The following is a 14,933-nucleotide window of genomic DNA, read 5'->3' as shown; positions in this document are numbered from 1 at the left end:
ACGAAGCCTAGGGGGTGTCCGCACCGTTCCGGTGAGAGCCCCGCCCCCGTTGCGGGGGGCGGGGCGGTCCGGATCCGGGGTTCCCGGTCCGGCGGTTCACCGGGTCAGGAGGGTCCCCGCGACCGAGGGCGGGACCGGCGCGAGGCCGGCCTGGCGGGTCGTGAACGTACCCCGGCCCTGCGTACGGCCGCGCAGCCGGGACGCGTAGCCGAAGAGCTCGCCCAGCGGAACGGCCGCCGTGATCACCGCGGTCCCGGACTGGGACGTGGATCCCGAGACCCGGCCGCGGCGGGCCGCGAGATCGCCCAGGACCGCGCCCACACCGTCCTCCGGGACGGTCACCGTGACCTCCACGACCGGCTCCAGGAGCTCCACCGTGCTCAGGCGCAGCGCCTCGCGCAGCGCGAACCGGCCCGCCGCCCGGAACGCCAGCTCCGAGGAGTCCTTGGAGTGGGTCGCCCCGTCGGTGAGCGTGACCCGCAGCCCCGTCACCGGGAACCCGCCGAGGGGACCCTCGGCGAGGGCGTCCCGGCAGCCGGCCTCCACGGCCCGCGCGTACTCCTGCGGCACGCGGCCGCCGACGACCGCCGACCGGAACTCGAAGCCCGTCGCCTCCTGTGCCAACGGCTCGACATCGATGACGACGTGCGCGAACTGCCCCGCACCGCCGTCCTGTTTGACGTGCCGGTAGACCAGGCCGGTCACCCCGCGTACGACGGTCTCCCGGTAGGAGACCTGCGGACGCCCGACGACGACCTCCACCCCGTGGCCGCTGCGGATCTTCTCCACGGCGACCTCCAGATGGAGTTCGCCCAGCCCCGACAGCACGGTCTGGCCGGTCTCCGCGTCGGACCGCACCACCAGGGAAGGGTCCTCCTCGGCGAGCCGGGCCAGGGCCGACGAGAGCCGTCCCGTGTCGCTGCTGCGACGGGCCTCGACGGCCACCGACACCACCGGTTCGGCCACCGACGGCGGTTCGAGGAGCAGCGGCGCCCCCGGCGCGCACAGCGTCGTACCGGCCCGGGCGGCCTTCACCCCGATCACGGCGACGATGTCACCGGCCACCGCCTCCTCCCGTTCCTCGTGCCGGTCGGCCTGCACCCGCAGGATCCTGCCCACCCGTTCCGTACGGCCCGTACCTGCGTCCAGTACGGACTCGCCCTTGCGGAGCGTGCCCGCGTAGACCCGCAGGTGGGTGAGCCGCCCGGTCGGTGTCGCCGTCACCTTGAAGGCGAGGGCCGCGAACGGCTCGGCCGGGTCGGGTGCGCGTTCCACCTCCGCGCCGTCCGCCGTCCCGCGCACCGGCGGCATGTCGGCGGGCGACGGCAGGTACGCGAGGACCGCGTCGAGCAGCGGCTCGACACCCCGGTTCTTGTACGCCGAGCCGCACAGCACCACGACCCCGTCCCCGCGCAGGGTCAGCTCCCGCAGGGCGTGGGCGAGGGTCTGTCCGGTCAGCGCCGAGGTCGTGCAGAACTCCTCCAATGCGTCCGCGTGGAGTTCGGCCACCGTCTCCTCGAGCAGGCGGCGGCGCCGGCCGGCTTCCTCGCGCAGCGACTCGGGGACCGGCCCCGTCTCGTACGTGTCGGAGCCGGCGCGCCAGATCAGCGAGCGCATCCCGAGCAGGTCGACGACGCCGGTGAACGCGTCCTCCGTTCCGATGGGCAGTTGGACCACCAGCGGTACGGCGCCCAGCCGCTCGCGGATCGAGGTGACCGCCGTGTCGAGATCGGCGCCCGCCCGGTCCAGCTTGTTGACGAACGCGATCCGCGGCACACCGTGCCGGTCGGCTTGCCGCCACACCGACTCGCTCTGCGGTTCGACTCCGGCCACGGCGTCGAACACCGCGACGGCCCCGTCCAGCACCCGCAGGGAGCGTTCGACCTCGTCGGAGAAGTCGACATGGCCGGGGGTGTCGATCAGATTGACGCGATGTCCGTCCCAGGTGCAGCTGACGGCCGCGGCGAAGATGGTGATGCCGCGGTCGCGTTCCTGGGCGTCGAAGTCGGTGACGGTCGTCCCGTCGTGGACCTCGCCCCGCTTGTGGATGGCACCGGTCGCGAACAGGATGCGCTCGGTGATCGTGGTCTTGCCGGCGTCGACGTGGGCGAGGATGCCCAGGTTCCGGACGGTGGTGGCGGGGGAAACGGTGGCGTGAGATCGCCGGTTGGTGCGCATGGCCCGAGGCCTTTCGAGTGATGAGGAGAAGGGCGGCGCGATTCCCGGACGGCGGTGCCGTGCCCGCCTCGCCCGCCCCGCCCGGAACAAGGCCCGTACGGGCGCGGCAAGGGCAGGGGAGGGGAGGGAGCGGGAACTGAGGATGCGTCACGGGTGAACAGTGGCGGCCGCGCAGCCGGCACCGTCAGGCGTGAGACACCGGGATCACGTCGTACCGGGACGGGGCAGCGAAGGCGTCTGCGGTGCGGTGAACGCACATGGCCCGGCTCCCCTTCTCTTCACTCGGCATGAGACACGCGCCGCTCTGTCGGCAGCGCGTGTGGCGAGTGTAGGGAACGGGGCCGCGCCGGGGCACCGTATTTTCCGCGGCCTCGCGGACGGGGCGCATGCGCGCATATTGGAGAGAGGCATCGGAGGGGTGCAGGGAACACAAGGGCGGGCGGACGGCTCGCCGATCCTCAGGCCGCATGAGGTGTGACATGGCACGGTTGTATGTCGACGGAGACGATCTGGTGGTCCGAACGGCGTGGTGGGAGCGGCCGCTGGCCCGGCACGGCGATGTGCGCGTTCCCCTGGCGTCCGTGGCCGACGTGGGCGCCACGGCGGACTGGTGGCGACCGCTGCGCGGCGTACGGGCGCGGGGCACGCTGATTCCCGGCGCGCTGTGCCTGGGGCTGTGGGAGCACGCCACGGGCGTGGACTTCGTCGCGATCCGGCACCGGCACCACGGTGTCGTGCACGCCGACCTGCGGCCCCCGTCGCGCTTCGCCCGGATCGTCGTCAGCGGACCGCACTGCGATCGCGTGGCCGCGACCGTACGGGAGGCGATGGAGCGCGCCGGTTCCCCGGCGCCCGCCCCGGCGGGTGCGCCGGAGGGTGAAAACGTAGGGCGCAACGGCACCGTGAGGGCGGTATGACCGAGGGCCCGGGGAGTGATGGTTCTCCCCGGACCCTGGGCCGCGTACACCGCGGGGGACGCGAGTGTGTATGTGCGACGTCTGGAGAAACGATCCGCCGCGCAATGGGTTACGCACGCACCGCATGATGTTGCGCCGTACGATGCAATCGAGGGAGGGGCACGCGTCGTTCCGGGAGTGCGCGATGACCATCCGGCACCGATTCCATCTGGATCAGAACGGTCACTCGATCAGCGTCCTGTACGAGGGCCCGCGCCGGCCCGTGGAGGTGCTCGTCGACGGCAAGACCGTCGCCGTGGGCCGGGCCCCCAGGGCCGCCCGTACGGTGCTGACGGCCGAGCTGCCGGGCGATCCGCCGCAGCCCTTCGCCATCGACCTCGCCTACCCGGACAGCGCCGACGACAGCCCGATGTGCGCCCTGATGGAGTCCGGCACGAGGTACCTCATGCCGGACGTACCGCTGCGCCCGGGCCACTGAAGCACCTTCCTCATGGCGTGGCGTGACGTCCCGGACGCGGAGAGTGTGCGAAGAAGGGGGTCATGGGCGAGAAGCAGACCATCACAGTGTTCGGTGCCACCGGCTCGCAGGGCGGCGGCCTGGTGCGGGCGATCCTCGCGGACCCGGAGAGCGGCTTCGCGGTCCGCGCCGTGACCCGCCACTCCGACTCCCCGCAGGCCCGGGAGCTGACCCGGCTCGGGGCGGAGGTGGTCCAGGCCGACATGGACGACGAGGCGAGCCTGGCGGCCGCCTTCGAGCACGCGTACGGGGCCTACCTGGTCACCAACTTCTGGGAGCACATGTCCGCCGAGCGCGAGAAGGCCCAGGCACTGGCCCTCGCCCGCGCCGCCTCCCACGCCGGAATCCAGCACGCGATCTGGTCCACGCTGGAGGACACGCGCGACTGCGTCCCGCTCGAGGACACGCGGATGCCCACGCTCCAGGAGCACTACAAGGTCCCGCACTTCGACGGCAAGGCGGAGGCCGACCACTACTTCACCGAGGAGGGCGTGCCCACCACCTTCCTGCGGACCACGTTCTACTGGGAGAACCTGCTCACCATCGCCGCCCCGCGGCGCGGCGAGGACGGCGTCCTCGAGCTGGTCCTCCCGATGGGCGACAGGAGGCTCTCGGGCATCGCCGTGGCGGACATCGGCAAGACCGCCCTGGGCGTCTTCAAGCGCGACACCGACCTCATCGCGGCGACCGTCAGCATCGCCGGCGAGCACCTCACGGTCGCCGACATGGCCGCGGCCCTCACCGAGACCGTCGGCGAACCCGTGCGCTACCGCCCCGTGACCGCGGACGCCTTCCGCGGTCTGGGCTTCCCGGGCGCCGACGAGACCGGGAACATGTTCCAGTACTACGCCGACTGCGCGGACCGTTTCACCGCCGCCCGGGACCTCGCCGCCATCCGCGACCTCAATCCCGCCCTCCAGGACTTCGGGACCTGGCTCGCCGCCCACCGCGACGAGCTGCGCACCGCCTTGACGTGACGGCCGCTCCGCGGTCAGCCCTGGTTCTTGACGTGGTCGAGGACCTCGGTGAAGGCCCGGGTCGGGGAGAAGTCGACGTACTCGCAGTCCTCGAGGGCGACCGGCGAGTGGCCCGGGGCCCAGTAGGAGGCCTGTCCCGCCTCGTAGACCTCCTCACCGTCCCGCGTGACCATCTTGAGTCGGCCCTTGACGAGGTAGCCCCAGTGCGGACACGGGCAGAGGCCGTCGTCCGCCCGGCCCTTGAGGGCCGGACCCATGTCCGTGCCCCGGGGGAAGCGGACGAAGGCGACCGACATGTCGCCGCCGATCTCCCGGGTCCGGAGCTCCACGCCCCCGCCCTCGATGGCGACAGGAGTGTCCTCGCGTGTGGTTGCTGTCATGGGGCCCTTCTCTTTCGGGTGATCTCCTGAACGCGCACTTTCTCCTCCAGCTTGGACCCGGTGCCGGGGCTCCGCGAGACGGTGCGGGCCGGGCCGGGCCTGCCGGGCCCGGTGCCGGGGGCGCAAGGCATGCTGAGCCCGTGCAGATTCCGCAGCAGGTTCTTCAAGTCCCGGGCGGCGCGGGCCGGATGGTGGTGTGCGGTGACGACGGGCTGGCCCGCAGGCTGGCCGCCGAACTCGGGGAGGTGTACGGGGAACGCGTCACGCTGGTCGTGCCGCCGACGAGCGAGCCACCGCTCGCGGTGGGCTCCCCGCCTCGGCGGGGGCGCTGGGGGCGCATCCCGTCGGCCAGAGCGCCCCGCGTCCCGGCGGGGGAGCGGCCGGCGGACGAGCCGCGGATCGTGGACGCGGCGGAGCCGGACGAGGAGGTACTGGCCTCCGTGGTGGCCGGAGCCGCCGCGCTCGCGCTCGTGTACGAGGACGACGACCGCAACGTACGGGCCGCCCTGGTGGCCCGGCGGCTCAACCCCAGGCTGCGGCTGGTGATCCGGCTCTACAACCGCAAGCTCGGCCAGCATCTGGAGGACCTCCTGGACCAGGCGGCGATCGTCGCCGAACCGGGAATCGACCCGCGGGAGCGGGACTCCGCCACGACCGTGCTGTCCGACGCCGACACGGCCGCGCCCGCGCTGGCCGCGAGCGCGGTCGCCGGCACGAGCAAGGTGGTCCAGGCGGACGGTCTGCTGCTGCGCGCGGTGGAACGTACGCCTCGGGGACGGGGCGAGACGGCCGATCCCGGGCTGTGCACCCTCGCGCTGCTGTCCGCGACGTCCACCGACCCGGCCGGCAGCGACAGTTCCGTACTCGGCGGCGAACGCGGGCTCCAACTCCTGCCCGACGACCGAGCGGTGGCGGCCGCGACGGGACGGGGCATCGTGGCCCTCGAAACGGTGACCCACGCCGGTCCCGCGCAGGTGGCGACCCCGCGGCTCAGCGCCGCCTCACTGCCGGTGGCCTCGCTCTTCTCCCGAAGACTGCGCTGGTCGCTGGCCGGCATCGTGGCCGCCGTCACCGCACTCGCCGTGGCCTCCTGGCTGACCACGGGCGATCATCCGCTGCACGCCGCGTACGTCACGCTGCTCGACATCTTCGCGATCAACGACCCGGCGGTCGGAGCCCCGACACAGCGTCAGGTGCTGCAGATCCTGGCCGGGTTCGTCGGCCTTCTCCTGCTGCCGGTCCTGGTGGCGGCGGCGCTCGAGGCGCTGGGGGCCTTCCGTACGGCCACGGTGCTGCGCCGCCCGCCCCGCGGGCTCTCCGGGCACGTGGTGCTGCTGGGCCTCGGCAAGATCGGTACCCGCGTGCTGGCGCGGCTGCGGGAGCTGGAGATCCCGGTGGTCTGCGTGGAGTCCGACCCCCGGGCCCGCGGACTGGCCCTGGCCCGCCGCCTTCGGGTGCCGGTGGTCGTCGGGGACGTCACCGACGAGGGCGTACTGGAAGCCGCCCGCGTCCACCGGGCACACGCCCTGCTGGCCCTGACCAGCTCCGACACCACCAACCTGGAAGCCGCCCTGTACGCGCGCGGGGTGAAGCCCGACCTCCGGGTCGTGATGCGGCTGTACGAGGACGACTTCGCGACCGCCGTCTACCGCACCCTGCGCGCCGCCCACCCGGGCGCGCTCACCCGCAGCCGGAGCGTCACCCACCTCGCCGCCCCCGCCTTCGCCGGGGCGATGATGGGCCGGCAGATCCTCGGGGCCATAGCGGTGGAACGCCGGGTGCTGCTCTTCGCCGTCGTCGACGTGGCGGGCCACCCGCGGCTCGAGGGCCGGACCGTCACAGAGTCCTTCCGCCCCGGTGCCTGGCGGGTCGTCGCCCTCGACACCGCCTCGCCCGCGGACCGCCGCCCCGACCTGGCCTCCGCACCGCGCGAGGGAACGGCCCCCGGCCCGGGACTGGTCTGGCAGCCGCACCCGGGCTACGTGCTCAAGCCCGAGGACCGCGTCGTCCTGGCCGCCACCCGCCGCGGGCTCGCCGAGCTCCTCGGCCGTACCGGGGCGGCCGCCCCACACCCCTGACCGGCCGCGGCCGCGCATGACCGGGGCGATCCCGGGGCACCCGCCAGACACTCGACCGCACCACGAGGAGAGCCGCCGTGCCGGAGCTGGACGCCTTCACCCACGTACTGGACGGCCCGATGTACGTGGTCACTGCCGCGGCCGGGGGACAGCGGGCGGGCTGCCTGGTGGGCTTCGCCTCGCAATGCTCCATCCACCCGCCGCGCTTCGTCGTCTGGCTGTCCACGGCCAACCACACGTACCGGGTCGCGCGCGAGGCTTCGTACCTCACGGTCCACGCGCTGCGCCGGGACCAGCTGCCGCTGGCCGAGCTCTTCGGGGGCCGGACCGGCGACCGCGTGGACAAGTTCGCGCGGGCGGGCTGGCGGCCGGGCGAGGAGGGCAGCCCCGTCCTCACGGAGGTGGACACCTGGTTCACCGGCCGTGTCGAGGGGCAGATCGAGGGCGGAGACCACGTGGGCTTCCTGCTGGCGCCCGCCCGGGAAAGCCCGCCCGCCGAGGGCCCGCCGCCCGCCCTGCTCAGGTACGGCGACGTGCGCGGGCTGAAGCCCGGCCACCCCGCGTAGTGCTCGGCGGGTCGCACTCAGTAGTAGTGCTTGCGTCCGCCGACCGCGTGTCCGACGGCGCCCAGGATCCACAGGATCAGGCCGATGACGACGAGGATGATCCCGAGCGTCCACAGGATGGAGATGCCGGCGAAGTAGCCGATGACCAGCAGGATGACTCCAAGGACGATCATGACTTTCCCTCCAATCTCGTAGCCCGCTTCTGCCCCGTCCCGGCGAAGGAATGCATCCGGAGCCCCCTCGGGCGGCTTCTGTCGTGAACGGGCGCCTTCCGGCCGTGCGCGCAGGGTGCCGAGCCCGGCCGTCCCGGTGGGGCCGAGCGGCCTCGCCGCCGGACGTGAACCCCCGTGGCAGACTTCTGCCTTGATCACGCGGGCACGGGTCCGCGTGCACACGGGAATGGGTTGTAGTGCGCAAGGCGAGGTGGGCGGCCGCGGCCGCCGGTGCGGTGCTGTTGGTCGCGGGTTGCGGCAGTGAAGGCGGTTCGGACAAGGGCAAGGGCGGTGAAACGCCGGCTTCCGGTTCCTCCGCCCCGGCGAAGGCGGGTTCGGGCGGCACCCTTGACGCCGCCGCGGTGAAGAAGGAGATCGAGGGCGCGGCCACGACGGCCGGGTTCGCCGAGAAGCCCGGGGACGAGGTCCCTGCGGCCCTCAAGTCCTGCATGGTCAGCTGGCAGGCGGACGAGAAGAAGGCCACCGACTCGAAGAAGTCCTACGAGACCACCGTCGCCGCCCTGGTCAAGGGGGGATGGAAGGAGGGCCGGACCCTCGATCAGCAGCTGTCGGTCATCAAGACGCTGGACAAGAGCGGCTGGACCCTGAAGGCGAGCCACCACGGCAAGGCGGGTGCGCTGCAGATGGTCACCTTCATCGCCACGGACACCGGCCCCACGTGCGAGAAGCTCTTCCAGGAAGACCTGGCCAAGAACAAGTAGTTACGGGCGCGAACGCGCCGGAGGCCGGGGGCGCGAGCGGTGGCTCGTGGCTCCCGGCCGCGCGACCGACCCGGTTCCGGCCAGAGAAGCCGAGAAATTTCTAGAACTAGACTCCAAATTGACGGGGTGGCTGGTCCACACTCGGCCCATGGCCAACAACCTCGTTCGCACCCGCTCGACGAGAACGTCCCTGTCCGCCCGCCTCCTGCGCGCGAAGGCGGTGGTCGGCGCCCTGGCCGCCACCATGCTCCTGCTGGGCACACCGCCCGCTCACGCGGACGACCCGGCGCCGCCCGCCATGACCGACGGGTTCGGACTCACCCAGACCGCCTCCGTGACCGGCACCGGCACCAACTTCGTACTCACCGTCACCACGCCCCAGGTCGCCGGCGAGCACCGCATCCGGATCCTGCTGCCCGGCGACTACGCCGCCAACCCGGCCAAGCGCTACCCGGTCCTCTACTTCCTGCACGGCGCGTCCGACGACCCCGCGAACCCCGCCCTCGCCTACCCCGCGCTCACCGCCTCCCAGTCGATGATCACGGTCATCCCGGACGGGGGCCGCCGGGGCTGGTACGCCAACTGGCTCGACCAGAAGACCGCCGCGGGGGCGCAGAACTGGGAGAACTTCCACATCAACCAGGTGATCCCCTTCATCGAGGCCAACCTGCGCACCCTCACCGGCAAGCAGGGACGGGCCGTCGCGGGCATCTCCATGGGCGGATTCGGCGCACTGCACTACGCCCAGCGCCACCCCGGCCTGTTCAGCCAGGTCGCCACCTTCTCCGGTGCCAACGAACTGTCCAGGAACCACGCGGTCACCCGCGCGGCCGTCGTCGCCACCCTGACCAACATCGGTGCCCCGCTGTGCGGTTCCAGCTCCGGCCCCTCCTGCGCCCTCGACTTCGGGCCCTCGGTCTCCAGCGACGCGCTCTTCGGCACGCCCTATCCGTTCTTCGACGCCGACTGGCGCTGGAACGCCGCGGATCCCATCGCGCACATGGCCGCGCTGAAGGGCATGGGCATCGCCGTCTACACCGGAAACGGGAACGGCAACCCCTCCGACGGCGAGTTCTGGGTCCAGTCGGCGGCGCAGCACACCAAGGAGCGGCTGGACGCCCTCGGATTCCCGCACCACTACGTGAACTACGGCAACGGCGCCGGCTGGGGCGCGAACTGCAACGGCGGCCACAACAGCGGCTGCTGGAGCCAGGACCTCGTGGACTGGGTCCCGCGTCTGGAGGCGGCGTTCGCCGCCGCCCCCGCGGCCTGACCTCCGCCGCACCGGCGCCACCCCTCCCACCCGACCCAACGCAAGAAAGGCCCGACCCATGAGCTCATCCCCGGCCACCGTGCCGGAACGCACCACGTCCTGCCTGCGCTTACTCGCCGCCGCCCTGGCGACCTGCTGCGTCGCCCTCGGCATCATGGCCTCGCCGCTCGCGGCTGCCCCGGCGAACGCGGCTGCCCAGGCGACGGCGGACCAGAGCAGCGGCTCCGCCCTCGAGGGCGTGAACTTCACCTCCGTAAGCAACGGCCGCCGCCTCGACGTGCAGAACGGCTCGCGTGACGACAACGCGTACGTCGTCACCAACTCCGCGCCCGGCTTCCACCAGTCCTGGAACCTGGCCGTCGACCCGGCCGACTTCAGCTTCGCCATCGTCAACGGCACCACCGGCAAGTGCATCGACCTCAGCTGGCCCGCGCTGCGGCAGCAGACCTGCCGCGGGCAGAAGAGCCAGAAGTGGTACTTCCAGCCGGTGGCGGGCTCCACCACCGCGTTCATGATCCGCAACGCGAGCGACAACTCCTGCCTCGACCTCATCGCCAGCGCCCAGTACGACGACGCGTGGACGGGTCAGTCCCGCTGCCACGCCGGTGCGAACCAGCGCTGGACCACGAACTCGACGGCCGCCTGGAACCTGGCCGTGGACCACGGCGCCAAGGTCTGCCAGCGGGACCCCGCCAGCTGCTCCTGGGCCGTGAAGAGCGAGGCCCCCGCGGCTCCCCTGCCAAAGGTCTGCGCGTCTGCCGTCTGGTACAACAACTCCGCTTCCCCGGTCAGCCAGTCCTTCTCCGTGAACAAGACCACAGGCTGGCAGAGCAGCATCGGGACGGAGCTGTCCTCGAGCCTCAGCGGCGGTACCGCCGGAGCCCTGCAGACGGAGGTCGGCGTCGCCCTGTCGTTCCAGAACGTGTGGAGCGGCTCGACGAGCGTCGGTGACGCCATCCAGGTGTCCGTTCCCGCCGCACACTACGGATGGGTGACCCTCTCCGTGCTCGCGCGGAAGGTGACGGGCAACTGGACCTTCGACGCACAGGGGTTCCCCTGGAAGGCCGACGACACCATCACCGTCCCGGTCAAGGACGACCCGAGCGGCGGCGCCACCCTCTACATCGCGAACACCAGCCCGACCTTCACCTCCTGCGCCTGAACCTCGGCAACAGACCGGACGGTTGACCCGGAGATGGCGATGCGAACAGCATGTCCGCATGGTCATCTCCGGACTCCCCGCCGAAAACCGTGAGTTCAGCCCCTACACCGGCTACACGCGGGACCACTGGGAGGCGGCCGCGGACGGACTGCTGCGCGCCGCCTGGCGGTGGGCCACTCCCGGCGGGGCCCTGCTCGACCTGCCGGGACCGCCCTCCGCCTCCGGGGTCCGCTCCGACGGGCTCGAAGGCTACGCCCGTACCTTCCTCGCCGCCGCCTTCCGCGTCGCGGGCGACGGCGGGAAGGACCCGTACGGCTGGCTCGACCGCTACGCGGAAGGGCTCGCCGCCGGCACCCGCACCCCCGGCCGTGACGACGCGGAATCCTGGCCGGTCATCCGCGATCTGCACGTCCAGGGCCAGCCGATGGTCGAATCCGCCTCCGTGGCCCTCGGGTTGCGGCTGACCCGGCCCTGGCTGTGGGACCGGCTGGACAGCGCCGTACAGGACCGCGCCGAGGACTGGCTGCGCGGCGCCCTGCGCCATGTGCCCTCCCCGAACAACTGGTACCTCTTCCCCTTCACCGTGGCCGGATTCCTGGAGTCGGTGGGGCGGGGGGACGCCGAGACGGCCCGGGCCCGGCGCCGCGGCCTCGGCCTCCTGGAGCAGTGGTACCGCGGCCAGGGCTGGTACGCCGACGGGGACGGCCGCGCCTTCGACCACTACAACGGCTGGGCCCTGCACCTGTATCCCGTGCTCGACGCCCACCTCGCGGGCGCGGCCGACACCCCGGCCGTGCGCGCGCAGCCGCACGGGGCCCGGCTGCGCGCGCACCTGGACAGCCACTCCCTGCTCTTCGGAGCCGACGGTGCGCCGCTCTACTTCGGCCGCTCCCTGACCTACCGCTTCGCCGCCGCGGCCGCCGTCGGCCTCGGCGCCGTGACCGGGCACACCCCGCTCACCCCGGGCACCTCGCGCCGCCTGCTGAGCGGATCGCTGCGCTACTTCCTGGACCGGGGCGCGGTCGACGACGCCGGGCTGCTCGGCCTCGGCTGGCACGGCGCGCACGCGGCGACCCTGCAGCCCTACTCCGGACCGGCCTCGCCGTACTGGGCGTCCAAGGCCTTCGTCTGCCTGCTGGCCCCCGCGGCACATCCGCTGTGGACCGCGACGGAGGAGGCCGCGCCCTGCGAGCGAGAGGACCGGGTGCTCGCCCTGCCGGCGCCGGGCCTGCTCGTCCAGTCCACCCGCGCCGACGGCCTCGTACGCCTGCACAACCACGGAAGCGATCATGTCGGCCCGGACGAGGCCGAGTCGGCGGCGCGTGAGGACCCGCTCTACGCCCGCCAGGCCTATTCCACCCGCACCGGTCCCACGGCGTACGGCAACACCCCGGACAACCATCTCGCGGTGGTCGTGGCCGGGGTGCGCAGCGCCCGGCGCCGCATCCACCCGCTCGGGGCCGGGCAGGGGGACGGCTGGGGCTGGGCGGCCTCCTGGCACCGGCCGGTCTTCACGGGCGGCATGCCCATGGTGCCGGGCCTGCGCGTGGACAGCGTCACCGTGGTCAGGGGCCGGTACGAACTGCGGGTCCACCGGGTCCAGGGGGCTCCGGAGGGTTCTCGCGCGGAGCAGACCGGCTGGGCCGCTGGCCCCGCGGACGCGGTCCGGTCCGCGCTCCACCCGCTGCACGGATGGGACGCCCGGGACGAGGTCCGGGCGCCCGCGGGTACGGCCTTCACCCCGTGGGCCCTCGTACCGCGGCTGACGGCCGAGGCGGCGGGAACGGGCCTGTACGCGGCCCTGGCCACCCTCACGGCGGAGCCGGATCCGGCCCCTCTGGCGGCGGCGGTCACCGACGTGCGCGCGGACGCCGACGGCATCGAGGTCCGGTGGGCGGAGGACGGATCACTGACCCGGATCACCTTCGGGCCCCTCGCCGTGGAGCACCTGCCTACCGGTCTGGTTCCGTCAGGTAGCGCGTGAACCAGTCGCGGGCGAGGCCGGCGACCTCCTCCAGGGCTCCCGGCTCCTCGAAGAGGTGCGTGGCGCCGGGGACGACGTCGAGGCGGTTCTCGCAGCGCAGCTGTGCCTGGGCCTCCCGGTTGAGGCCGAGGACCGTCGTGTCGCGGCCGCCCACGATGAGCAGGGTCGGCGCCCGTACGCCGGCGAGCCGAGCCCCGGCGAGGTCGGGGCGGCCGCCGCGGGAGACCACGGCGCCCACGCCGGTGTCGGCGGACGCGGCGGCCCACAGCGCCGCCGCCGCTCCGGTGCTCGCTCCGAAATAGCCGACGGGAAGGGACTCCCGGCGCCGCAGCCAGTGCGTGGCGTCCGTCAGCCGTCGGGCGAGCGTCTCGATGTCGAATACGTTCGCCCGGTGGGCCTCCTCGGCCGGTGTGAGCAGGTCGAAGAGGAGGGTGCCCAGACCCGCCTGCCGGAGGGCGGCGGCCACCGACCGGTTGCGCGGGCTGTGGCGGCTGCTGCCGGAGCCGTGCGCGAACACCACCACCGCCCCGGCGCCCGAGGGCAGGGCGAGGTCACCGGCCAGCGTGACGCCGCCCGCGTCCACCTCAACTTCCGCCTGCACTTCCGCCTGCACTTCCGCCTGGGCCTGCGCCGTCCTCTCGGCCCGGGCGGCCTGTTCCAGCAGCGAGACGACCTCCTCGTCGGGGGTCTGGGAGAAGTCCTGGTACCACTGGCCGACGGCCGAGAAACCACGGGGCGTGGACAGACAGACCACCTCGTCGGCTGCGGTGCGCAGCCAGCCGACCGCGTCCGGTGGCGCCACCGGCGCCGCCAGCACCACGTGCGCCGCCCCCATCGCCCGTACCACCTGGCAGGCGGCGGCTGCCGTGGCTCCGGTCGCGATCCCGTCGTCGACCACGATCACCGTCCGGCCGTCGAGCCGCAGCCGTGGGCGGCCGGCACGGAACTTATCCGCCTGCCGCACGAGCTCCGCCTCCTCGGCGTGCTCGACCGCCGCGAGATCCTTCGCCGCGACCCCGCTGCTGCGTACGATCTCCTCGCTGATCACCCGTACCCCGCCCTCGCCGATGGCACCGAAACCCAGCTCGCGGTGGTAGGGAACCCCGAGCTTGCGGACCACGATCACGTCGAGGGGGGCGCCGAGTGCCCGCGCCACCTCGAAGGCGACGGGGACCCCGCCGCGCGGCAGGCCGAGGACGACGGGATCCTCCTGCTTCAGGTGCCCGAGGACCGCGGCGAGGCGCCGTCCGGCGTCCTCGCGGTGGGCGAAGAACACGGTGGTTCACCCCCAAACCCAGGGGAGACGGAAACCACGTACGCACCTACTTCGAAACAACCCCACATCCGGCTGCACCGCAAATCGGCGGCGGTGCATAATCGCGATCATGACGACGACACCGCGCAGCAGAGCCGAGATATTCGTAGGGCCCGAGGAGGACGGCAGGTTCCGCGGCCCCGCGACCGGTGAGGAGCGGGGCATGCTGGCCGGCTTCCTCGCGGACCAGCGCGCGACCCTGGAGCTGAAGTGCACGGGCCTGGAAGCGGACCTGTCCCGGAGGTCCGTGGAGCCGTCGACGCTGTCGCTGCTGGGCCTGGTCCGGCACCTCGCCGACGTCGAGCGCCGCTGGTTCCGTCAGGTGCTGGCACAGCAGGACGTCGCCCTCCGGTTCTCCTCGCCGACCGATCCCGACGGGGACTTCGACGGTGCGGATTCCGGCCCCGAGGCCGTCCGGGAGGGCTGGGCGGCCTGGCGTGCCGAAGTGGAGTTCGCGGACCGGTTCGTCGCCGAGGCCCCCGACCTCGACGTCGAAGGCCACGACGTGTGGCGCGGGACGGTGTCGCTGCGCTGGGTCCTCATCCACATGGTCGAGGAGTACGCCCGGCACAACGGACACGCGGACCTGCTGCGCGAGCGCATCGACGGTGCGATCGGCATCTAGACCCACGTACGCAAGGCGGGTGTGCGC

Annotated in this window: 14 protein-coding genes; 10 read left to right on the top strand and 4 right to left on the bottom strand. The window is 72.9% G+C overall.

Annotation, left to right across the window (positions count from 1 at the left end; all coding sequences use genetic code 11):
- Nucleotides 1-96: 96 nt before the first annotated feature.
- Entirely contained in the window at nucleotides 97-2,178 is a 2,082-nt protein-coding gene (fusA, locus tag OHA89_RS03675) for an elongation factor G (protein WP_266612818.1), read from the bottom strand.
- A gap of 479 nt (nucleotides 2,179-2,657) precedes the next feature.
- Between fusA and OHA89_RS03670 the strand changes: the two genes are divergently transcribed.
- From OHA89_RS03670 to OHA89_RS03660, 3 genes are all read left to right on the top strand, one after another.
- Entirely contained in the window at nucleotides 2,658-3,095 is a 438-nt protein-coding gene (locus OHA89_RS03670; protein WP_266612817.1) for a hypothetical protein, read from the top strand.
- Between the two features lie 184 nt (nucleotides 3,096-3,279).
- Complete coding sequence (locus OHA89_RS03665; RefSeq protein WP_266612815.1) at nucleotides 3,280-3,573, top strand: hypothetical protein; 294 nt, start codon at nucleotides 3,280-3,282, stop codon at nucleotides 3,571-3,573.
- A 62-nt stretch (nucleotides 3,574-3,635) separates the two neighbouring features.
- Nucleotides 3,636-4,589 carry an NmrA/HSCARG family protein gene (locus tag OHA89_RS03660; protein ID WP_266612813.1) on the top strand — a complete coding sequence of 318 codons (954 nt, stop codon included), beginning with the start codon at nucleotides 3,636-3,638 and terminating at the stop codon, nucleotides 4,587-4,589.
- Between the two features lie 14 nt (nucleotides 4,590-4,603).
- Here the strand turns inward: OHA89_RS03660 and OHA89_RS03655 are convergent, their stop codons facing one another.
- Nucleotides 4,604-4,969 (bottom strand): hypothetical protein, encoded by a 366-nt coding sequence (locus OHA89_RS03655; RefSeq protein WP_266612811.1) that lies wholly within the window; start codon nucleotides 4,967-4,969, stop codon nucleotides 4,604-4,606.
- Nucleotides 4,970-5,157: 188 nt separating this feature from the next.
- On the opposite strand from OHA89_RS03655, the gene OHA89_RS03650 reads away from it, so the two are divergent.
- Together OHA89_RS03650 and OHA89_RS03645 are read left to right on the top strand one after the other, a co-directional pair.
- A complete protein-coding gene (locus tag OHA89_RS03650; protein WP_266615260.1) occupies nucleotides 5,158-7,047 on the top strand; it encodes a TrkA family potassium uptake protein in 1,890 nt (629 codons plus the stop codon).
- Nucleotides 7,048-7,124: 77 nt separating this feature from the next.
- Nucleotides 7,125-7,613, top strand: a complete 489-nt coding sequence (locus OHA89_RS03645) for a flavin reductase family protein (RefSeq protein ID WP_215141092.1) — start codon at nucleotides 7,125-7,127, stop codon at nucleotides 7,611-7,613.
- A gap of 17 nt (nucleotides 7,614-7,630) precedes the next feature.
- Here OHA89_RS03645 and OHA89_RS03640 read toward each other — a convergent pair whose 3' ends face one another.
- Nucleotides 7,631-7,786, bottom strand: coding sequence for a DUF6131 family protein (locus OHA89_RS03640; protein ID WP_215141091.1), 156 nt, complete (start codon nucleotides 7,784-7,786; stop codon nucleotides 7,631-7,633).
- Between the two features lie 236 nt (nucleotides 7,787-8,022).
- On the opposite strand from OHA89_RS03640, the gene OHA89_RS03635 reads away from it, so the two are divergent.
- From OHA89_RS03635 to OHA89_RS03620, 4 genes are all read left to right on the top strand, one after another.
- Nucleotides 8,023-8,547 carry a hypothetical protein gene (locus tag OHA89_RS03635; protein ID WP_266612809.1) on the top strand — a complete coding sequence of 175 codons (525 nt, stop codon included), beginning with the start codon at nucleotides 8,023-8,025 and terminating at the stop codon, nucleotides 8,545-8,547.
- A gap of 148 nt (nucleotides 8,548-8,695) precedes the next feature.
- Nucleotides 8,696-9,820, top strand: a complete 1,125-nt coding sequence (locus OHA89_RS03630; RefSeq protein ID WP_323186066.1) for an alpha/beta hydrolase-fold protein — start codon at nucleotides 8,696-8,698, stop codon at nucleotides 9,818-9,820.
- 58 nt (nucleotides 9,821-9,878) lie between these two features.
- A complete protein-coding gene (locus tag OHA89_RS03625; protein WP_266941839.1) occupies nucleotides 9,879-10,982 on the top strand; it encodes an RICIN domain-containing protein in 1,104 nt (367 codons plus the stop codon).
- Nucleotides 10,983-11,040: 58 nt separating this feature from the next.
- Nucleotides 11,041-12,966, top strand: a complete 1,926-nt coding sequence (locus OHA89_RS03620; RefSeq protein ID WP_406365193.1) for a DUF2264 domain-containing protein — start codon at nucleotides 11,041-11,043, stop codon at nucleotides 12,964-12,966.
- Here the strand turns inward: OHA89_RS03620 and OHA89_RS03615 are convergent.
- Nucleotides 12,935-14,242 carry an alpha/beta family hydrolase gene (locus tag OHA89_RS03615; protein WP_266612804.1) on the bottom strand — a complete coding sequence of 436 codons (1,308 nt, stop codon included), beginning with the start codon at nucleotides 14,240-14,242 and terminating at the stop codon, nucleotides 12,935-12,937. The genes OHA89_RS03620 and OHA89_RS03615 overlap by 32 nt on opposite strands.
- Before the next feature lie 109 nt (nucleotides 14,243-14,351).
- Between OHA89_RS03615 and OHA89_RS03610 the strand changes: the two genes are divergently transcribed.
- Nucleotides 14,352-14,906: a DinB family protein gene (locus OHA89_RS03610; RefSeq protein ID WP_266612802.1), complete on the top strand. Its 555-nt coding sequence runs from the start codon at nucleotides 14,352-14,354 to the stop codon at nucleotides 14,904-14,906.
- The last annotated feature ends 27 nt before the right edge of the window (nucleotides 14,907-14,933 follow it).

The organism is Streptomyces sp. NBC_01546 (genome assembly GCF_045208355.1).
In the GTDB taxonomy this organism is placed as follows: domain Bacteria; phylum Actinomycetota; class Actinomycetes; order Streptomycetales; family Streptomycetaceae; genus Streptomyces.
The sequence above is the reverse complement of the archived record's forward strand: the minus strand, read 5'-3'. Positions and strand labels throughout refer to the sequence as shown.